This is a genomic window from Phycisphaeraceae bacterium (assembly GCA_019636735.1).
In the GTDB taxonomy this organism is placed as follows: Bacteria; Planctomycetota; Phycisphaerae; order Phycisphaerales; family SM1A02; genus VGXK01.
Map to the genome: position 1 here is coordinate 27,000 of JAHBWY010000011.1, position 20,643 is coordinate 47,642.

Annotated in this window: 17 protein-coding genes; 11 read left to right on the forward strand and 6 right to left on the reverse strand. The window is 64.1% G+C overall.

Features of this window, described 5'->3' with window-relative positions; all coding sequences use genetic code 11:
• Window positions 1-255 precede the first annotated feature (255 nt).
• Window positions 256-702 (reverse strand): META domain-containing protein, encoded by a 447-nt coding sequence (locus KF724_13050; protein ID MBX3356618.1) that lies wholly within the window; start codon window positions 700-702, stop codon window positions 256-258.
• 249 nt (window positions 703-951) lie between these two features.
• On the opposite strand from KF724_13050, the gene KF724_13055 reads away from it, so the two are divergent.
• On the forward strand, window positions 952-2,547 hold the full coding sequence (locus tag KF724_13055; GenBank protein ID MBX3356619.1) for a hypothetical protein: 1,596 nt from the start codon (window positions 952-954) through the stop codon (window positions 2,545-2,547).
• Window positions 2,548-2,708: 161 nt separating this feature from the next.
• Here the strand turns inward: KF724_13055 and KF724_13060 are convergent, their stop codons facing one another.
• Window positions 2,709-3,197 carry an SRPBCC domain-containing protein gene (locus KF724_13060; protein ID MBX3356620.1) on the reverse strand — a complete coding sequence of 163 codons (489 nt, stop codon included), beginning with the start codon at window positions 3,195-3,197 and terminating at the stop codon, window positions 2,709-2,711.
• 203 nt (window positions 3,198-3,400) lie between these two features.
• Here KF724_13060 and KF724_13065 point away from each other — a divergent pair, with 203 nt between their 5' ends.
• The 6 genes from KF724_13065 to KF724_13090 all read left to right on the forward strand — a co-directional run bounded on the left by KF724_13065 (window position 3,401) and on the right by KF724_13090 (window position 7,891).
• Complete coding sequence (locus tag KF724_13065; GenBank protein MBX3356621.1) at window positions 3,401-3,871, forward strand: hypothetical protein; 471 nt, start codon at window positions 3,401-3,403, stop codon at window positions 3,869-3,871.
• Window positions 3,872-4,252: 381 nt separating this feature from the next.
• Window positions 4,253-5,494 carry a hypothetical protein gene (locus KF724_13070; protein ID MBX3356622.1) on the forward strand — a complete coding sequence of 414 codons (1,242 nt, stop codon included), beginning with the start codon at window positions 4,253-4,255 and terminating at the stop codon, window positions 5,492-5,494.
• A gap of 136 nt (window positions 5,495-5,630) precedes the next feature.
• Window positions 5,631-6,023 carry a winged helix-turn-helix transcriptional regulator gene (locus tag KF724_13075; GenBank protein ID MBX3356623.1) on the forward strand — a complete coding sequence of 131 codons (393 nt, stop codon included), beginning with the start codon at window positions 5,631-5,633 and terminating at the stop codon, window positions 6,021-6,023.
• Window positions 5,956-6,483: an arsenate reductase ArsC gene (locus KF724_13080; protein ID MBX3356624.1), complete on the forward strand. Its 528-nt coding sequence runs from the start codon at window positions 5,956-5,958 to the stop codon at window positions 6,481-6,483. Before KF724_13075 ends, KF724_13080 begins: the two co-directional genes overlap by 68 nt.
• Entirely contained in the window at window positions 6,480-7,445 is a 966-nt protein-coding gene (gene arsM / locus KF724_13085) for an arsenite methyltransferase (GenBank protein MBX3356625.1), read from the forward strand. The genes KF724_13080 and arsM overlap by 4 nt, the downstream gene beginning before the upstream one ends.
• Window positions 7,442-7,891 carry an arsenate reductase ArsC gene (locus tag KF724_13090; GenBank protein MBX3356626.1) on the forward strand — a complete coding sequence of 150 codons (450 nt, stop codon included), beginning with the start codon at window positions 7,442-7,444 and terminating at the stop codon, window positions 7,889-7,891. Before arsM ends, KF724_13090 begins: the two co-directional genes overlap by 4 nt.
• Window positions 7,892-8,383: 492 nt before the next feature.
• On the opposite strand, the gene KF724_13095 is transcribed toward KF724_13090, so the two are convergent.
• The 4 genes from KF724_13095 to KF724_13110 all read right to left on the reverse strand — a co-directional run bounded on the left by KF724_13095 (window position 8,384) and on the right by KF724_13110 (window position 13,007).
• Window positions 8,384-9,481, reverse strand: a complete 1,098-nt coding sequence (locus tag KF724_13095; GenBank protein MBX3356627.1) for a recombinase family protein — start codon at window positions 9,479-9,481, stop codon at window positions 8,384-8,386.
• A complete protein-coding gene (locus tag KF724_13100; protein ID MBX3356628.1) occupies window positions 9,478-9,996 on the reverse strand; it encodes a DUF2924 domain-containing protein in 519 nt (172 codons plus the stop codon). The genes KF724_13095 and KF724_13100 overlap by 4 nt, the downstream gene beginning before the upstream one ends.
• Entirely contained in the window at window positions 9,993-10,247 is a 255-nt protein-coding gene (locus tag KF724_13105; GenBank protein MBX3356629.1) for a hypothetical protein, read from the reverse strand. The genes KF724_13100 and KF724_13105 overlap by 4 nt, the downstream gene beginning before the upstream one ends.
• Before the next feature lie 1,626 nt (window positions 10,248-11,873).
• The gene (locus KF724_13110; GenBank protein ID MBX3356630.1) at window positions 11,874-13,007 is read right to left on the reverse strand and encodes a hypothetical protein; all 1,134 of its coding nucleotides are present in this window, start codon (window positions 13,005-13,007) and stop codon (window positions 11,874-11,876) included.
• Window positions 13,008-13,657: 650 nt separating this feature from the next.
• On the opposite strand from KF724_13110, the gene KF724_13115 reads away from it, so the two are divergent.
• The 4 genes from KF724_13115 to KF724_13130 all read left to right on the forward strand — a co-directional run.
• Window positions 13,658-14,020 carry a hypothetical protein gene (locus tag KF724_13115; GenBank protein ID MBX3356631.1) on the forward strand — a complete coding sequence of 121 codons (363 nt, stop codon included), beginning with the start codon at window positions 13,658-13,660 and terminating at the stop codon, window positions 14,018-14,020.
• A gap of 143 nt (window positions 14,021-14,163) precedes the next feature.
• Window positions 14,164-15,537, forward strand: a complete 1,374-nt coding sequence (locus tag KF724_13120; protein MBX3356632.1) for an efflux RND transporter periplasmic adaptor subunit — start codon at window positions 14,164-14,166, stop codon at window positions 15,535-15,537.
• A 48-nt stretch (window positions 15,538-15,585) separates the two neighbouring features.
• Window positions 15,586-18,942 carry an efflux RND transporter permease subunit gene (locus KF724_13125; protein ID MBX3356633.1) on the forward strand — a complete coding sequence of 1,119 codons (3,357 nt, stop codon included), beginning with the start codon at window positions 15,586-15,588 and terminating at the stop codon, window positions 18,940-18,942.
• Window positions 18,943-18,968: 26 nt separating this feature from the next.
• Window positions 18,969-20,643, forward strand: a 1,675-nt coding sequence (locus KF724_13130) for a hypothetical protein (protein ID MBX3356634.1), incomplete at its 3' end; no start/stop codon positions are given.

Here is a 20,643-nt window from a genome sequence, read left to right on the forward strand (position 1 = left end):
GGGCTGAGCCAGTCCAAGCAGAATCGGAGCCGATCACCAATGCGCTTCAATGAGCTTGGATTGGCTGTGCTGTGATGCACTGTGATCCGCTGCACTGAACAGCGGTTTGTTGTGCTGTGATGGGAATCTCAGTGATGCATTGAGAGAAGCGCGCGGCACCCACCACCACCCCGCGATGGTCCCGTCACGGCGTGCGTCAGAACGAGAGGATCTGCGAGCGAACTACCAACAGGAAAGACCGACGCGCAGCGCCCTTCACTGCACGCGTCGGAAGGCGAGGATCTGCAAGCCGTTCTCGGCGAAGAGCCGCAGGTCGTCACTCACGATGGTCCATCGTCGCGCCTCGGGCAGGAGGCGAAGGTACTCCTGCTCAGCGCGCATGGCCGGCTCCGGTCCCGCCATCATGGTGCTGCCGAGCATGCCGACTTTGAAACTACCATCCTTCGATGCATTGAGCGGGCCGAAGTAGCGGTTCACCGCCGACTTGCCTGACACGCCGTCGTCGGAGATTTCGAGTGTGATCTCGAAATCGTTCGGGTTGAGATCGGGGACGGACCACGCAATCAGCCGCCAGGAGGTCGCGTCGAGGTTGTTCGACTGAGGGACCGCTTCCGGGCTGTTGCAGCCCGTGGCAAGGACCAAAAGGATTGTGGAGACGAGACCGATGAGTGAGGTCTTGATCATGCGGATGAGCGTACTCATGGGGCGACCGCCTCGGCAGCCCCGGGGCAGGTGGCAGCCGGTGAGACGGGACCTGCACGGGGCCATCGGCAGTCGGCGAACAGGAGCCAAGTTCGTCTCATTTGGGATCGAGTGGAGACACTCTGTCTCGGCCGGCCATTGGCTGAGTGTGCGAAGGGCCGTGACGCAGTTGCCAGTGCCACTCGAGCCGATCACTCGAGGGCCATTGATGACCTTTGCCTGAAGCGGCGTTCCGTGAAAGGAGACCTCATGCTTGGAGTCCTTCCTCTTGTTGTGGCGACACTGCTGGTGTCCGCACCTCGAGTGGCGGATGGCGCTCGTGCGTACTCCGCGTCGTCGCCCGAAGACGCGCCGCGCTCGCCTTCGGTGGCGCCGCGCGATGACACGCCGGCAACTGCCGCCGCTTCGGTCAATGCGTTCGGCGTCGACCTCTTCAAGCAGCTCGGTGCGACACGCCCCGGCGAGAACATCTTCTTCTCACCGATGTCGCTCGCGATGGCCCTCACCATGGCGGCGGAAGGTGCGCGAGGGCAAACCGAGGCGGAGATGCTCCGCGTGCTTCATGTTCCTTCGAGCGGTTCGCCCGATGAGCGGGCGGTCACCCGCATGCATCGCAGCTTCGCTTCGCTCGTCGAGGAGTGGAAGAGAGCCAGTGGAATGTCCACGCCTGAGATTGAGGCGAGGGTTATGGCTCTCCGTGCGCAGCTCAAGGATGCGGCTGAACGGACGAAGGCGGCTCATGCGAAGGGGAACTGGAAGGAGGCCGACATACTGCTGCAGAGTGAGGTTCGAATCGTGAAGGAGCTCAACGGGCTCCTTGAGGAGATTGACCGATTCGACCTTCGCATCGCCAATGCGCTGTGGGTCGATCAGCGATATCCGCTGTCGCCACGGTTCGTGGAGATCGTTGATCGCTGGTACGGCTCGGGGGCCGCGAGGGCGCTCGACATGACCGGGAACCGGGAGTTGGCGAGGCAGACCATCAATCAGTGGGTGGAGGAGCAGACGGCGAACCGGATTCGAGAGTTGATCCCACGGGGCATGCTCACGGAAGTGACGCGGCTCGTCATCACCAACGCGGTGTACTTCCAGGGAGAGTGGGTCACTCCATTCGATGGGGACTTGACGAGGGAGGAGAACTTCACACTGGCAAGCGGTGCGAGTCGCCGGGCGAAGCTGATGAAGGACCCCTGGTGCGGTGACGCTTCCTACGCAGCGTTCACCGGAGACGGCCAGTTCTTCGAGACTCCGAGAGAGGTTCCGCTCGATGAAAGCGAACGGCCACCCACCTATCCGGATGACGCCGGCTTCCAAGTGCTTCAGCTTCCCTACAAGGGTGGCGCGCTGGCCATGGTGTTGCTCCTTCCGCGCTCGCCGGACGGACTCCCGGCGCTCGAAGCACTTCTCAGTGCCGATCGACTCGAGCAGTGGCTCGCAGGACTGGTCAATCGCACGGTGGCAGTCGCGATTCCGAAGTTTGAGCTCGGGTTCGAGATCGAACTGTCCGCACAGGTGAAGGCATTGGGCATGCGACGCGCATTCACCTCGACCGAGCACGCGGAAGGTGCCGAGTTTCCCGGCATGACCTCGAGCACCGACTTTCTTGACCAACTCTATCTGAGCGCCGTTCAGCACAAGGCATGGGTCAATGTGACGGAGAAGGGAACGGAAGCCGCCGCTGCAACGGCGTTGATGGCGGCGCCAGGATCAAGGATGCAGCGCCGGGAGATGGTGCCATTCACACCCAGATTCAATGCCGATCATCCGTTCGTCGTGCTCATCCGAGACACCGAGAGCGGCGCCATCCTCTTCCTGGGGCGCGTCGCCGATCCGACGCAGGAGTGAGTGGTTCGCGAGAACCTCGCCATCGATGGTCGGATATCGCTCATTGAAAGGTGCCGATGCTGACGATGTTCTCATCAGATTCCGACTTGAGCGACACTTGCGGCAACCATGCGTCGCGGCGTCCCAACCGGCTGCCCTTGGGAGTGGTCTGTTCCTCGATCTCACCAAGAGGCCGACTTCACAGCGCGGGAAGCGATCTCGCGGAGGCGTCGGCGCAGCCACCATCGTGTGATGGTCCGAGAGAGTGGTACGACCACAGGGGTCAGGATCAGGAAGGCTGGGGACAACGCATGGATCACTTCGGGCGGGACCCTGTACTGGACTGTTGCAACAAGCTCGAGCTCACCCACGCTCGGGTGGATCTCGAAACTCAGCAGTCCGGGATACTCGGGCGAGTCATCGCGCCAGAGTGTGAAACCGATCGCGCGAGGCTTCTCGACGAACTCGATCACCGAGTGATAGGTGCCCTTGTTTCCTTTGCGGACTTCGAAAGTCCAGCCGCTCCTTGGAGGTGTCTCATCGCTGAGAAATGGCACGGGAACCTCGGAGATGCCAAGGAAGGACCCAATGGTTGCAGGATCACTCAATGCGTCCCACACCGACGCAGATGGCGCATGCGTTCGCACCCGCTCAGTCTCATGAATCTCCACGCGTCAAGGATAGCAACCATCCCGCAATGGTCTTGGTCGTGGAATTGCGCCGAGCAGCGATTGCACGCTGCAGATCTCATGGACAGGCGGCCCCCCGCAACTGAATGGGTCGGTTGTCGATTGGCGGGCAATGCGGTGGGAAGCGCATCGCCGTCCGATCAAACACGGTGGACTCCGCGAAACCTGATCGGTAGCGTGATCGCATGAGGCGAGCGCGGCTCGGCGTCTGGCGATTGATCAAGTGGGCAGCCGCTGCCGTGCTGGTGCTCTTCGTCGGGTGGGTCCTGACCCGCTCATCGGGCGTGCTGGTGGTCGTTTCAGGGTGGTTCGGGATCTATCTCGGAGAGCACAGGATCGCCGTCTACACTGTTCAGTCCAGCGTGCCGTCTCAGATCGTGCATGGGCCGATGTACTCGCGCGCCCACGGCGTGTCGCCTTGGACATTCGATTGGACGCGAACACCGACTCGCCTGGGGGTGACGGTCCCGCTTTGGGCGGCGACATTCGCTGCAGCACTTGCATTCGCCGGCACATGGGGGCTCGAGACACGATCTCGACGGCGGCAGAGTGTCGGGTTCTGGCCCCGATGCAGGTACGACCTCAAGGGCATCGCATCGGGATCGACTTGCCCTGAGTGCGGCGCTTCCGTGGTCGAGAAGTCGAAGTGCGCATGAAAGCGTTCGACGCACCTCGGGCGAGGCAGCAGCATCGGCACCCAAGCCGTCGGCATTCGCTCAGTGGCGGTGGTCGTTTGTGACCGCCGAGTCGAACCCGGCGCGCACGACGCGGACACCTCGTCCGCCCTAGGTCGGCGCGATCTGCCGCTGACCTATCGGGTGCGTTCGTACCAGGCCGAATGAGAGTCCATCGGTCAGACCACTTCGTGACCGTCGCATGAGGAGCCGGGGCGGAAGCGAGCGGAGACATTGTGCCTCGGCCGGCCATTGGAAGGGTGTGCCAAGCGCCCTCTTGCGAATGCCAGGATCGATTGTGTCGATCCCTCAATGGCCAGACAAGACCCTCGCTTGGAGCGTTGCCCTTTGAAAGGAGACCTCATGTTTGGAGTCATTCCCATCGTGGTTGCGGCACTGCTGGTGAACAACCCCTGGATGGCGGGTCGCGCTGAATCACACTCCGTGGCAGACCTCGGAAGCGCGCCAAGCGGACCCGCTACGGCGGAATCGGATCTCAAGGCCATGGCCAATGCCAACAACGCATTTGCCGTGAGACTGTACGGACAGCTTGCGGCCACGGAAGGGAATCTCCTCTTCTCACCCTTCAGCATCTCGGCCGCCATGGCCATGACCTACACCGGAGCGCGGGATGACACAGCCGCCGAGATAGCAAGTGCGCTGGGGTTCACCGCAACCCCAGAACAACTGCCTGCCATCTTCAAGAGTCTCAGCATGGCTGTTCAAGCGGGCGCCAGCAATGACGGAAGCAAGCTGGCCATCGCCAATGGCCTCTGTCTGACCGGCGGGGCGGTAGACAACGACTTCCTGGCGATCCTGCACAAGCACTTCGACGCCGAGATCTTCTTCGGCAAACTTGCCGAGATCAACGACTGGGTGAGCAAGAAGACCGAAGGCAAGATCGAGAGGATTCTTGAGGCTCTGTCGCCAAACTCCGTCTGTGTTCTCTTGAACGCCATTTACTTCAAGGGAACCTGGGCCAGCCAGTTCAACCGCGATGCGACCCAAGACGCCCCGTTCCATCTGGCGACCGGCGAGGAAGTCATGGTGCCACTCATGTATCAGAAGGGGGACTTCAAGCTATTGGAGGAGGACGCATTCCAGGCGATTGCCATGCCGTACAGTGGCACGACCTTATCCATGGTTCTTATCTTGCCGAAGGCCAAGGGGGGGCTGGTCGCGGTGGAACAGGCGCTGACGGCCGAAACGCTGGCCCAGTGGCTGGCGGCTATCGACAACCAACCGGAACGCTCGACGGAGGTGTATGTGCCCCGTTTCAAACTGGAGACCGACTTTGACCTGATTCCACCGTTCAAGGCGCTAGGCATCGAGGATGCGTTCTGCGCGAACACGAACGATTTTCGTGGTATGGGCTGGCCTCCGGGATCGTTGTGGATTTCACAGATCAAGCACAAGGTCCTTGTGGAGGTGAATGAAGAGGGCACGGAGGCTGCTGGCGCGACTGCGGTCGAGTTGATAACAAGATGCGTCCGGCGCGAACCGGTGTTCCGGGCCGATCATCCCTTCGTCTTCCTCATTCGAGACCTTGCGACCGGCAGCATCCTCTTCTGCGGGCGGGTGTCCGATCCCACGGGCAAGAACTAGGGTGCCCAACCGCGCATCGGGCAACGGCCAGATCGCGGCGGGTGAAGCCTCCATGACGAAGTGACGCGGCGATCGCGGCGGGCCTCGGCGGGGCAGGGGGTTGCAACCGGCCCGGCGGTTGGACTAGACTTGCATCATGACGCAAATGAGCAATCGACGCCCGGCCACGCCAAGGCAGGCCGCCCGCCGCTGCGGGCCCATTGACGACTTCCTTGATCCGGCCCTCTTCAAGGCGCTGTGCGATCCCACGCGGGCGAAGCTGATCGCATGCCTCGCGAAGTGCGGCCGCCCGTGCTCGGTGAGCGAAGTTGCCGAGTGCTGTTCGGTCGACATGTCTGTTGTCTCTCGTCATCTCGCGCTGATGGCTCGGGCCGGGCTCCTCGAGTCGGTGAAGGAAGGGCGCGTCGTCCTGTACCGCGTGCGGTTCCACGATGTGGTGGCGGCGCTTCGGGGCCTCGCGGATGCGATCGAGGAGTGCTGCCCCGACCACACCACCGGCGCCTGCGGAGCATGCTGCCGTGGAAAGTAGACGACTTCGAGTCCTTTTCCTTTGCACTGGGAACTCATGCCGCAGCCAGATGGCTGAGGGCTGGGCCCGGGCGCTATGGGCCGACTCGATCGAGCCATTCTCGGCAGGCACGGAGCCAACCGCGCTGAACCGGCTCGCGGTCCAGGCGATGGCCGAGGAGGGCGTCGACATTTCCCAACAACGGTCCAAGCGCATCGACGAGCTTGGTGGCCGTTTGTTCGATGTCGTCGTCACGGTGTGCGACTCGGCGCACGAGTCATGTCCAGTCTTTCCGCATGCAACACGCGTCTTGCATGTCGGCTTCGATGATCCGCCGCGACTCGCGGCCGGCGCAATGACCGACGACGAAGCGCTGCCTCACTATCGCCGCGTGCGCGACGAGATCCGACAGTTCGTCGAGTCGCTACCTGATGCGCTGGCGAATCCAGATCCACAGACCACCAAGGAGTCCATGCAATGACCGATCCGAACTCTGCCACCAATCACTCCCGAACCTGCTGCTCCGATGATTGCTGCACGCCAGCCGCTTCCGGCACGGCCCATCCCACTGCCCACGAGGTGCGCTCGAAGGTGCGCGAGGGTTACGCACAGATCGCGGAGGCGGGTTCGTGGTCCGCGGCGCAGTCGTCGACGCACGCTTCATCGTCAGGATGCGGCGCCGGCGGCGGATGCTGCGGTCCTACGGCCTTCTCGCCCGAGCAGCTCGCTGAGGCCGTCGGCTACTCGAAGGACGAGCTCTCCGCGACCCCTGACGCCGCCAACATGGGACTCTCGTGCGGCAATCCGACGGCGCTCGCGTCGCTTCGGCCCGGCGAGGTCGTCCTCGACCTCGGTGCCGGCGGCGGCTTCGACTGTTTCGTCGCTGGTCCGAAGGTCGGTGCGACCGGTCGCGTGATCGGCGTCGACATGACGCCCGAGATGCTCTCGAAGGCGCGCCGCAATGTGGCCATCTATCGCGAGCGATCCGGACTCGACAATGTGGAGTTCCGCCTCGGCGAGATCGAGCATCTGCCAGTCGCGGATGCGACCGTCGATGTCGTGATTTCCAACTGCGTGATCAATCTCTCGCCCGACAAGGCGAGCGTGTGGCGCGAGATCGCGCGCGTGCTCAAGCCGGGCGGGCGGGTCGCGGTGTCAGATCTCGCGCTCCTTCAGCCCCTGCCCGAGGTGGTGCAGCGCGATGTCGAAGCGCTCGTCGGTTGTGTCGCCGGTGCGGTGCTCGTGGAGGAGATGCGCCAGATGGCCACTGAAGCAGGACTCAAGGACATCGTCCTCACCTCGAAGTCGCACTACATCGACGCGATGACACGCTGGGAGGATCCGCTCTACCAGCGCATCATGGCGAGCCTGCCCGCGGGCACCAAGATGAGCGACTTCATCACGAGCCTCGATGTGAGCGCCAGGAAGGGATCGGGGGCATGAGCGCGGCGGACGAGAAGCCGCTGGTCCTCTTCCTCTGCACCGGCAACTCCGCGCGCAGCATCATGGCCGAAGCGATCCTGCGAGATCGCGCAGGCGATCGCTTCGAGGCCGCGAGCGCGGGCCTTGCGCCGACGGGCCTGGTGAACCCGCTCGCAATCGAGGCGCTCCGCGAAATCGGCGTGTCGACGGAGGGCCTGCACTCGAAGCCGTCGAAGATGTTCCTGGGCAGGATCGCCGTTCGCCACGCGATCACCGTCTGCGAGGCGGCCGACCGATCATGCCCCAAGGTGTTCCCGTTCGCGACTCGGCGCCACTCGTGGCCGTTCGAGGATCCGGCGGCATTCGAGGGCACCGAGCGTGGGCGGCTGGCGAAGTTCCGCGAGGTGCGCGATGCGATCAGCGCGCGCATCGACGAGTGGCTCGAGTCGGAGCCCGATGGGCCATGAATCGGTTGGTCGCTGAGTGCTTCGGAACATTCTGCCTCGTCTTCGCGGGGACGGGTGCGATCGTGATCGACCAGACGACTGGCGGCGCCGTGACCCATGTCGGCGTCGCGTTCACGTTCGGCCTCGTGGTGATGGTGATGATCTACGCGCTGGGCGATGTGTCGGGCGCGCACCTGAACCCGGCGGTGACGATCGGGTTCTGGATCTCGCGGCGCTTCCGAGGAGCGCAGGTGCCGGGCTATCTCGTGGCCCAACTGATGGGAGCGTTCGCCGCCTCGCTCCTCCTGAGCGCGCTCTTTCCTGCGAACGAGACGCTCGGTGCCACGATCCCCGCGGGTTCAGCGATGCAATCTCTTGTTCTCGAGGCTGTGCTGACGCTGATCCTCATGCTGGTCATCCTGCGCGTGTCGAGCGGTCCGAAGGAGATCGGCATCATGGCAGGGATCGCCATCGGCGGTGTGGTCGGGCTCGAGGCGATGTTCGCCGGTCCGATCAGCGGCGCGTCGATGAATCCGGCGAGATCGATAGCGCCGGCCATCGTGGCTGGGAGCGCCAGCTTCCTCTGGATCTACATCGTTGGGCCACTTGCGGGTGCCGCTGCGGCCGTCGGCGTGGCGCGCGCCATCGCGAAGCCGGGTGCAAGTCACGCTTGAATATCGAAGCCCATTCCGCTCGCCCCGCGCCGTGCTTGTTGCTGCTGCCGCGCCCGTTGGCGCTGCGATAGGCCTTCATCATCGCTGCCACTTGGCTGAACAGCCTCTCGTCCACGATCGCCTCGTGAAGGCCGTCGAATGCATCGCCCTTCTGCTTCACCTTCCCGAGGTAGGCGACATTCGTGAGTAGCGCCAGGAGCTGCGGTGGTTCGAATCCGCTTCCGCCCTTCGAGGCGCCAGCCTTCGTCGTCCAAGCCTTGTTCTTCCAGCCCATCTCGTCGAGCCGTCGCATGGTCTTGAGCACGGAGCCGCACTCGAGGTAGAGCGCGAAGATTCGACGCACGCGCTCTGCTTCGGCATCGTTCACCATGAGCCGGTTGCCGCCCGGCAGTCGATCGATGTCGTAGCCGAGGATCGGTTGCCCGCCGCTCCACATGCCCTTGCGCTTCGTCGCGGCGATCTTGTCCCGCGTGCGCTCGGAGATGATCTCGCGCTCGAACTGGGCGAACGAGAGCAGGACATTTAGCATCAGGCGCCCCATCGAGTCGCGGGTGTTGAAAGCCTGCGTCACCGATACGAACGAGACGCCGTGCCGCTCGAACTGCTCCATCATGCGCGCGAAGTCGAGAAGCGATCGGCTGAGGCGATCGACTTTGTAGACGACGACGCAGTCGATCAACCCGGCATCGATGTCGGCGAGCAGTCGCTGCACCGCAGGGCGGTCGATGTTGCCGCCAGTGAACCCGCCGTCGTCATAGCGCGTGGGCAGGCACAACCAGCCCTCGGCCTTCTGGCTCGCGATGAAGGACTCGGACGCCTCGCGCTGCGCATCGAGCGAGTTGAAGTTCTGCTCGAGGCCTTCCTCGCTCGACTTGCGCGTGTAGATCGCGCAGCGCACGGTCTTCGCGGGCGTTGAGTCGGCTGGTCTCTTGCTCATGCGTGCGCTCCGACCTTCGACTTGGTGAGCCCGAAGAAAAGCAGGCCGTTCCAGTGCGAGCCGGTGATCGCGTGGGCCACGGCGCTCAGCGAGCGGTAGATCTCGCCTTCGTACTCGAATCCGTTGGGCAGGACGGTGACCTTGAAGTCGCGACCCTTGAAGCGGCGCGTGAGCAGCGAGCCCGGTGGCGGCACTCGATCGTCGCGATGGACTGTGATCGGCGCGGTGACCGCACCGTGGGCCAGCGTCGGCGGCGGCGATGGTGGGGGACGAAGGCGCAGATCGGCGTCACGAGCCAACTCGCGGGCCAGCGCTCGCGAGCGCTCGACCGCCCTCGCCGCGAGGTCGCCCTCCGCGAGCGCTTGAATCCGCCACGCCACGCGGCGAAAGAGCCACTGCTTGTTGCCCGAGCGGGCGGGCTCGCCGAAGACCTCGGTGTATTGCTTCTGGAGCTGCCCGACGGTCATGCGCTCGAGGGCGGCGATCTGCTTGGGAATCGTCTCGGTGGTGCTCATGCGTGCTCTCCGGCCTTGGGCCCGATTCGAACGGGCGGTCCGGCCAGTGGCACACTGAGCCTCAAACCCGCCGAGAGTGCAAGTCCGTCAACGGCAGGATCTTCAGACTGTTGGGGCGGCTCCGCCCGGGCTGCAATGGCCCGCGCGATTCCGCTGGCGATGATCGCGGCGAGTTCACTCCGGCGCTGGCACGCCGACATGGTGGTCACGCGCGATGTCCTCGGACGCGTGAGTCCGCTGATTCCGTGCATGGGGATGTCCTTCCGCCCCCGCTGTCAACGGGCGGGTGGCATCCCTCTACATCTGCAGCAGAGAGGAGATCGTCGCGTGGCGCGCCGGAATCCGCCGAGATCGGGGGCCGCGAGCGTCTTGGCGGCGTGCTGGAGAGCTACTTTCGGCGCGTCGCGTAGCGACCGGGCGACCGTGAATCATTCACTCTTCGGTCGAGATCCTGTGATTTGACCGAGTGCGAATACTTGACCTCGATGGCTGTCACGATTGAGCATTCATTGGTAAGTACTTGCCCAGTACGACTTCGACACACGGCCGGAAGAGTCTGTCCAAAGATAGAGCATTGCCGAGCCGCCCTTCACGTTCCAATGCCACTTGTTCCCGTCCGTGTGGGTACCCTCGCTTCCGAGCATCGTCTGAGCTTCTGCCAAGGACAGTGCGCTTGGATCCTTGCGGACCGTCTCGTAGACACCCCACGCGATATCCGCATTCGCTGCCGAATCGGGCATGGCCATTTCCGTGGAACGGGAGGAACAACCCCCTGCAATGAGAGACAGGAGCAGGGCAAACATAGAACTCGCGCCGTGGTTGGTCTTGCTACGCATACGGAAGCCATAGCTCACATCATAGCTACTTGGGATTTCACATTGACTCGCCCCTCGGCATCCCAGACGACCTGCCTTGGCACCCATTTCAGGGGCACGGATCACCAATTCGGATCCACGACCGGTTTCACGAGGTTGGGGTCGCCATAACCTGGCGGGCGAGCCGGGAATCCCTTCTCTCGACGCAGTTCCTGCTCTACATCCACCGGAGTCACTTCATGCGGCGGGATATCACCTTGGCGTACGGGCCTACCCGGCGCGACCTGCGTTCCGTGGTTGAAGTGCAATAGATGACCGCACAGTTCGTGACCAAGGACCACCCAATCTGGTACCGGACTCCATTTGTCGTTCGGAGTGGGACGTTCAAGGAATCGACGCCGAGGGTCCCAGGGGACCTCGCCAGGCGTTCCCGGGCCTGGCGCAGGCGGACCATACTGTCCTGGCGGAAGCAGCGTCGGATTCTCGTCTCCAGGACGATCGGGGACGGTATGAGGAGGTTGGGCCGGAGCAAAACGTATTCGGTTGTCAAAGCTATTAGTGATCAGCTCGAACAAGCACTTACACCCTGCGCTGGGATTGCACCGAGCCTTGGGGCTGAGTACGACCCTGCCATCAGACTCCACTTTCACTTCGGGGCACAGCGCGAGAAGTGCGGTCTCGACTCGACTTCGGAACCCGTTGTCATCTTGGTTTGACGTTCCCCGAGGGACGACAAGTCGAAGTTTCAGTCCGGAAGGATCCGAGAAACGGATGGGAGCCGATCGTACTGCCTGATATAGGTTCATCCCATCTGAGTAGGCCTGAGAAGGAGTTGCGATCTGTGCTCCGCTCCCAATACGGGGCGACGTTCCCAAGGGATCTCGCTCGATCCACCGCCCTTTGCTCGGGTCGTAGGATCGCGCGTGAGCGCAAGGCACGAACCATGCGAGCAAAGCCATCATGATTAGAAGCATTCGTAGGGAGCAGGTCATGGTTGTGGTCCTTTCCGCGCGGGAGCTTCGATGAGTCGTCCTGGAGTGGACAAGGGTAGGCACCGTGCGTCTACGGTTGCGGTGATCGGTTCGCTTCGAGCCGGCGCTGATTCTCGCGGTTGATCTTCTCGATCTCCGCGAGACGGCTGAGAACATCGTCATGGCTGGTGTGCCGCCGGTGTTCGTAGTAGCGATCAAGCGGGTCATTACGACGGCCGAAGTAGCGCGAGGCTTCCTGAGCTGTGAAGAGTTGATGGGCTCGCTGCTCTGAAAGGACGAGCAGGTTTCTGAAGATGTCCCGGTTCTCGGGAAAGCACACGCGTGCGAGGAGCAGGTCCTCCTCCGCCCGGGTCCACTCGCCCATCTCACGAAAGTACCCGGCGCGCTGCTGCAGATAGACGCCGAGCGTCTGCCGCGCAGTCAAGGTCGTCAGATCCGAGCCGACCTCGATCGCCCTGGACGAGACATCGAAGTCGGTTCGGTAGGACTCATCGGGTGGAGTTGAGAACGATCCTTCACCGCCGGCGGCAGTGGTTGTAGTCGCCTCAAGATTGAATCTCTTGGTGCCGTCATCCCACCGGCACCACATATGGTCAGCAGCAACCACCGCCTTCAATGGCCAGCCGAGACGCCGGGCGACCGCCATGTAAAGGACAGGCATGTTCGAGCATGTGCCGCGTTTCGTGTCGATCAACCCGGGCACGAACAAGTCCGCGTGATTGCTCATGCGCACATCGCGGGTGTAGGCAATCCCGATGTCCGTGCTCGCGAGCGCGATCGCCATGCTTCCTGCGCGCCAGATGTCAGGATCGGCGGCGTAGGCGGGGGATGTTCGGGCTGCATCCGACTCGCCGATACGAATCCCGGCACCGATGCGCTGAGCCCATGCGTCGACCAGCCCTGAATATCGAGCCATGTCGAGGTCGGCGAGCTCGGGCACGCCCCGCGCCACGATCATGTTCATGACGAGCGGGTCCATCGCGCTCAGATCAGCATCAGACATCGCGACCAAGTCGCGCGCCGACAACTTGGCGAAGTCCTGGATCGAGGGCAATGACTCTCGCTTACCGCGGTCAGATTGCGCTGCAGAGGTCGTCGTGGAGGAAGCAATCGAGTTGGGCGATCTATCGGGCCAACTCGTGACGATCATGACCGTGACGAGCCCTCCCGAGGCCGCGAGCAGCGCCCCCAGCTTGAGCAACATGCGAGGCCGCGTGGACGGCGTCGATCCAGCCGATGTTTTCACCCGGCGAGAGCCCACGATCAGGAGCTTATCCGCTCGCGAGCAGTTCGAAGTCGGCCATCGGACGAACCTCAGCTGTGAAATCCAAGCATGCCCAGAACGAAGTCCATTCTGATCGGGACCCCGATCCCGAAATCCTGTTAACGGAGAGTTGGAGAGCGCGAGAGTCTGGGGTACTTTTGCAGCGCGGCGGTCCGTTGCGATCGGGCCCCTCAACTCTCGCTTCAAAGCCGAGAGCGCAGCCCCCTCGCCACGGGTCGCGACGGGGCAAAAGTGCATTTTTCCGGCTGTAAACGACACGGCCCGCCCCAACTTTGGGCGGGCCGTTGAACTCCGTATCCACAACCAATACGAACCGTTTCTCACTGTTCAATGTCGCAATTTTGGACTGAAAAGGCTGGTTTACGCGCGACGGTGCCCCGAGACGACCTGAACTGGCCGCCGAACCCGACGGGGGGTGTTGACGTACCAACTCGGCGGCCGATATACTCCCCCGCAGTATGCTCACTCGCAGCAGCCATTTTCGGACCTTCGTCACCCTGCTCTTGGCAGCGGTGGTGCCGTTCTGCTGCTGCAACTTCCACTCGTGGGTAAGTGCATGTGCTTCCTGCGTGCCAGCTTCCTCGGTTGACGGGGACCGTCAACTCGCGGCGGAAGAGCACGGCCACAAAGGATGCCACCACTCGGGCTCAAGGGGCAGTGATTCCGGTGGCGATCACAATCAGGACCCGGTCTCGCCCGAGGATGGCTCCGACAAGCACGACTGTACCTGTGGCAAGAACCAGGCGAAAATGATGGCGGGCGAGAAGCCGACCATCGAGCTACCGACCACGGTGCTCGTTGCGATTCTCAACTGGGCCACGGTTGCCTGGGCTGCTCCGGAACCTTCTCTCACCTTCGTGAGCGGCGAAGTTTGGGCCTGCGCCCGACCTCCGACGAGCCTGCTGCGCATGCATTGCGCGCTCATTGTGTAGCAAAGCGACTTGAGACCAGCCGTTGTCGAGCACCACTCGTCTAACGGATGGTTGCATCGCGCTCACAGCCCTGTTCGCGTCACGGCGCGGCGGGTGCATCCCCCACCACATTTCGGTTCCCCGTCCTCATTTGGAGATTGCTCATGGTCCGCTCACGCGCGGCCCTGGCAGCGGGCGCACTGGCGCTCGCGACCGCGGCCATCCTGATTCCTGTGTACGCGCACGAAGGTCACGGCAAGCCCACGGGCGCGACGTTTGACCCTAACGCCCCCAAGAAGGTCACCGAAGCGACCGCGTTCGCCATCGGGCTCAAGACCGCCGAGGTGGACTTTGGCAACGTCGAGGACGTCGTCCGTCTCACGGGCATGGTCCGCGCCCAGCCCGGGGCGCTTGCCGGTGTCTCAGCCACCTACGCGGGCGTGGTCCGCTCGATCGCGGTGCAACCCGGCGACCGTGTGCGCAAGGGTGATCTGATCTCTGAGGTCGAGTCACCGGAACTGGCCCGGGCCTTGTTTGAGGTCCGGCGGCTGGAGTCGGAGGCCGAGCGCCTTAGCGCCGAGCAAAGGCGGGCGACGTCGCAGATCGCGTCGATCGAGATCGAGGCTCCTGCGTCCGAACAGAGCGCGGCGCTCGCCGAAGCGGAGGTCGATCGGTTGGTGTCCGCCGGCGAGAGCGTGTCGGCGAACCTGCTGGCGCAGCGTAGGGGCGAGGCGATCCGTCTCCGCACCGACGCGTCGCTCCGCAAGGTCTCCCTCGAACAGGCAAGGACCGACGCCGAGTCCTTACGTCGTCAGATCGAGGCCACGCGGGCGTCCGTCGAGGCCCTCCGCGCGACGCTCCCTGCTGGAGCGGGCACTGACGCGTCGGGTGTTATCCGCCTCCTCGCGCCGTTAGACGGCGTGGTCGTGAGCCGAACGGCAGTGATCGGTGACGGCGTCGGCGCTGGAAGTCCCATCGTGAGCATCGGTGACTTCTCGCGGGTGCAGATCGAGGGAGAACTGCCCGAAGGCCTGCTCTCGCGGGTGGAAGCAGCGCCGAACGCAAAGGTACGGGTCCGCAGAGGTGTGGCGGCCGCGAGCGAGGTTGTTGCCGAAGGGGTTGTTCGGTTCCTCAGCCCCGTGATCGATGCGTCCAAGCGCACCGCGCACGTCATCATCGACGTTGATAACCCGCAGGGGCTGCTGCGACAAGGACAGTTCGTAGACCTGAGCGTGGTTCTTTCGACAAACGACGGCGCAGTTGTGGTGCCTGCGTCGGCGGTCGTGAAGGAAGGCCCGATGCAGTACGTGTTCGTGCGCGAGGGCAAGGGCGAGAATGAGGTCTTCAAGAAACGCGACGTCGCCGTCGGCGTGCGTGATGACCGGGTCATCGAGATTGTCAAGGGTCTCGTGCCCGGCGATGTCGTGGCCGTTAGCGGCGCGTTCAGCCTGTCGCAGCTCCGTGGATTCGTGCCCGGCGCTCCCGAACCCGTCGCTGAGCCTGCCAAGTCTGGTGACGGCCACGGCCACTCGCACTGATCACACCATCCACGCTCAACGCCCTACAGCCAATCGAGGAACCGCCCCGTGCTCAACTGGATCATCCGATCATCCTTGAACAACCGCGTGCTGGTGCTGATCGCCGCGCTGCTCGTCTCCGTCTATGGGATGTACGTGACGCTGCGGACACCCACGGACGTGCTGCCCGACCTCAACCGACCGGTCGTGACCATCATGACCGAGGCCGCGGGTCTCGCTCCGGAGGAGGTCGAGGCCCAGGTCACGTACAACATCGAAACCGCCGTCAACGGCTCGCCAGGCGTCGAACGAGTTCGGAGCGTCTCCTCGCTTGGGCTCTCGATCGTCTTCGTCGAGTTCCGGTGGGGCACGGACCTCAAGTACAACCGGCAAGTCGTCACCGAGCGGCTGGGCACGATCACGGGAAAGCTGCCCCCCGGCGTCGTGCCAGTGATGACTCCAGCTACCAGTATCATGGGCGAGATCGCCCTGATCAGTGTTTCCAGCAAAACACTCACGCCGATGGATGTGCGCACCGTCGCCGAGTTCACGCTGCGCCCGGCGATCCTCTCGATTCCCGGCATCGCCCAGGTGACGGCGATGGGTGGCGACCTCAAGCAGTTCCGGGTCCAAGTCGATCCCGACAAGCTCCGTCTTTTTGACCTCACCATCGAGGACGTTGAGAAGGCCCTCGCCGCCGCCAACCAGAACACCGGCGGCGGCTTCGTGGTCAGTGGTTCCCAGGAACTTGTCGTCCGCAACATCGGGCGGGTGCAAACCGCCGACGACATTTCACTGTCCCTCGTCGCCACCAAGCCCGGCGACCATGACAGCCCGCCGCGGGCGGTGCTTGTGCGCGACGTGGCGACGGTCATAGAGGCCGGTCCCACGATCAAGCGCGGCGACGGGTCGGACAACGGCACGCCCGCTGTCATCATGGCGATCCAGAAGCAGCCAGGGGCGGACACGATCACGCTCACTCGGGCCCTTGACCAGACACTGGAGCAGCTGAAGCCCACGCTCCCAGCAGGAATCGACATCAACCCCGATGTGTTTCGCCAGGAGCACTTCATCAACCCCGCGATCTTCAATGTCAAGGAAGCGCTCACGATCGGCGGGGTGCTGGTGATCATCGTGCTGGCGTTGTTCCTGATGAACGTCCGGACCACGCTCGTCACGCTGACGGCGCTGCCGCTGTCCATCATCTCCACTTTCCTGGTCTTTCACTGGATGGGAATGAGCGTCAACACCATGACACTCGGCGGCCTTGCCGTGGCGATCGGCGAGCTCGTTGATGACGCTGTCGTCGATGTCGAGAACGTCTTCCGCAGGCTGCGAGAGAACCGGCATGCGGCGTCACCCCGGCAGGCGCTCGTGGTCGTGTACGAAGCCTCTCGGGAAATTCGCAACCCGATCATTCTCGGGACGGTCATCGTCATCCTGGTCTTCCTCCCGACTTTCCTCCTGCCAGGCGTGGAGGGTCGTTTGTTCATCCCGCTGGCAACAGCATACATCACGAGCATCTTTGCGTCGCTCGTGGTCGCACTCACCGTAACGCCGGTGCTGGCGTACTACCTGATTCCCGGCGCCAGGCGGATGAAACATTCGGAGGATGGGCCGCTGCTGCGTGTCTGCAAGTGGGTGGCGCTCAAGTCGTATGCGGTGTCCATGCCGCGACCGGTCGCGGTGCTGGGGACGCTTGGCGCGCTGGTGGCGGTCGCCCTCTTCGTCGTCACGCGTCTGGGCTCGGAGTTCCTGCCGCCCTTCAACGAGGGAACGGCCGTCGTCTCGTTCTTCGGCCAGCCGGGCATCTCGCTGGACGAGTCCAACAAGCTCGGCACCAAGGCCGAGGAGATGATCCTCTCGATCCCCCAGGTCAAGAGCACGGCCCGCCGCACCGGCCGTGCCGAGCAAGATGAGCACGCGCTGGGCGTCAACGCCAGCGAGATCGAGGTGGACTTCTGGACCAAGGAAGAGGCGAAGGAGCCCGACAAGCACACGACCACTGCGGGCCGCAAGCCACCTGCGGTCAGGGACATCCTGCCGCGCGAGCAGGTCTTTTCGATGATCGAAGAGAAGCTCGCGGCCTTCCCGGGCGTCGCCACGGGCATTGGCCAGCCCATCAGCCACCGCATCGAGCACTTGCTCTCGGGCGTCCGAGCGCAGGTCGCCATCAAGATCTTCGGCGACGACCTCGGCACGCTCCGCACGCTCGCGGAGCAGACCAGAGCGGCGATGGAGGGCATCCCCGGCGTCGCCGACCTGCAGGTCGAGCAGCAGGTGCTGATCCCGCAGCTGCACATCAGCGTCAACCGCGAGGCGGCGGCGCGGGTCGGCTTTACGCCCGCGACGCTCACCGACGCGATGGAGACGGCCACCAAGGGCAAGGTCGTGGGCCAGGTGCTCGACGGTCTCAAGGTCTTCGACATCACGCTGACCTTGGACGACCATCACCGGACCGATCCGACGGCGCTGGGCCTGGTGCGGCTGGTGTCCCCAACGGGCGCGATCGTCCTCGTGCAGGACGTGGCCGAGATCGTCGAAAAACTCGGCCCCAACGAGGTCCAGCGCGAGAGCCTCCGCCGCCGCATCGTCGTGCAGTGCAACGTCCGCGGGCGCGACCTTGGCTCGACGGTCAAGGACATCCAGGCCAGCATCGCGGTGGACGTCCAGTTGCCGCAGGGTTACACGATCCAGTACGGTGGCCTTTACGAGGCGCAGCAGGAGTCCACGCGGCTGCTGCTCGTGCTGGGCGCGGGCTCGCTCATCGCGATCTTCGTCATTCTCTTCACACACTACCGCTCGGGCATGGTCGCGGCCCAGATCATGCTCAACGTCCCCTTCGCGCTCATCGGGAGCGTGACGGCGCTGGCGATCACCCGCGAGCCCTTTAGTGTGGCCTCGCTGGTGGGCTTCATCAGCCTCACCGGCATTGCCACCCGCAACGGCGTGCTGATGGTCAGCCACTACATCCACCTGATGACCGAGGAGCGCCAGCCCTGGAGCAAAGACCTCATCATCCGGGGCAGCCAGGAGCGCGTTGCCCCGGTGCTCATGACCGCCGTCACGGCGGGGCTTGGCCTCATTCCCCTGGTGCTCAGCAAGGGCGAGCCGGGCAAAGAGATCCTCTACCCGGTCGCGGTCGTCATCTTGGGCGGCCTCATCACCAGCACGTTGCTCGACTTCTTCGTGACCCCGGCGATCTTCTACCGCTTCGGCAAGACCGCCGCCGAGCGGTTGGCCAGGGAGCACGCCGAGAAGCACGGCGAGCGCGCACCGATCCAACCAGCGTCGGCCACGACCGAAAGCCATTCTAAACCCACCGTCGCCACACCAGCAGGGGCGAGCGATCGTGGAAGCGCGTCCGCCTCTGCATCACCCGAACCCGGCCGCCCCGCGGCCTCAGATCAAGGAGCTCAGTCATGAATCGTTCACGTCTCTCGGTCCTGTCGATGGTCCTGATTTCCGGCCTTGCACTCTCACCCGCGCCGAGTGCACTTGCCCAGCACCGCCACGGAGGGGGCGGACAGCCCGGCCACAAGGACGACGGCCACAGCCACGGCGAAGTGACCAAGGCCGGGTCGTTCGCCGATGCGGCCCTGCGCATCGCCGCGGACGTGCGAGCGATGGATGCCGCCCTCACGGCCGGCTCCATCGCGGGCGTCTCCGACAAGGCCAACGCCGTCGCCACGCTCGCCAGGACGCTGGGGGCGCTCGCGCTCGCCAAGGACAGCGGCGTGCCGCGGGAGAAGGTCAGGGAGATCAACCTCGCCGGCAAGGAGCTCGCCGACGCGGCGGACAACCTGCACAACATCGCCGACGGCGGCGACGTCGCCAAGAGCAAGGCGGCGTTCGTGCCCGTGAAGGCCGCGGCGGTCAAGGTCGCCGCGCTGGCGCCGGCGATGGCCGATGGGCACGGTCACGCGCACGGACACGAGATCGCCGCGCCGACCCACAGCGTCATCGTCGCCGCGGAGGGCGGCAAGGCGATCGAAGCGGGCAAGGCCGTGCCGATGGTGTTCACGCCCAAGGATGCCAAGGGAACTCCCGTCCAAGACCTGGACACCGTTCACGAGAAGGTGCTGCACCTGCTGGTCGTGAGCAAGGACCTCTCGTGGTTCGCGCACGAGCACCCCACTCGGCGCGCGGACGGCGCGTTCACGATGCCCATGACCTTCCCGGCGGGCGGGGAGTACACGCTCTACTTCGACTTCACGCCCAAGGGCTCGCCGCAGCAGGTGGTGCCCGTGAAGGTCACAGCGATGGGGACGCCCAAGCCCGCCGTGCCGCTGACGGTGGATGCCGATAAGCCCAAGACCATCGACGGGTTCACGGTCGCCCTGGACACCGAAGGGGCGATCAAGGCAAGCGGCAAGGCTCATATGTCCTTCACGATCACCAAGGACGGCAAGCCGGTGACCACGCTCCGTCCATACTTGGGCGCGATGGGGCACCTGGTCATCATCAGCGAGGACGGGACGCAGTTCGTGCATGCTCATCCTCACGAAGGCGGCGAGCACGGCGCAGACGGGCACGATGCGCACGGCGGACATGGCGCTGAAGCGAAGAAGGACGAGCACGCGGGCCACGGCGGCTCTGCGTCAAAGACGGCGGATGCGGGGAAGGGCCTGGGCGGCCCCAAGGTCGACTTCGAGGCCCACTTCAAGCAGCCGGGCACCTACAAGGCGTGGGCCCAGTTCAACGTGGGCACGGCGGAGAAGGAGCGGGTCCTGACCGTGCCCTTCACGTTCACGGTTGAGAAGGGAGCGATCGGCGCGGCACCTGTGAACAAAGTCTGCCCGATGACCGGCGACATCGTCAACGCCTTCCACACCCGCGACTTCAAGGGCCAGACGGTCGGCTTCTGCGATGGCGACTGCGCCTTGCGATGGGACGGGCTCAAGGACGAAGAACGGATGGCCAAACTCGTCGCGGCGATCGCGGGCTCCACGCCCAAGACGCCGCACGGGGCGCAGCCCGGCGCGGGGCATGACGGTTCGGACTCCGCGGGCGGACACGACGACATGCCCGCGGGCATTGATGCCGACGAAGAGCGGGCGCTCTACCTGACACCCGGCGGCATCTACACCGAGGCCGACATCAAGGCGAACGGCTCGATGACAGCGA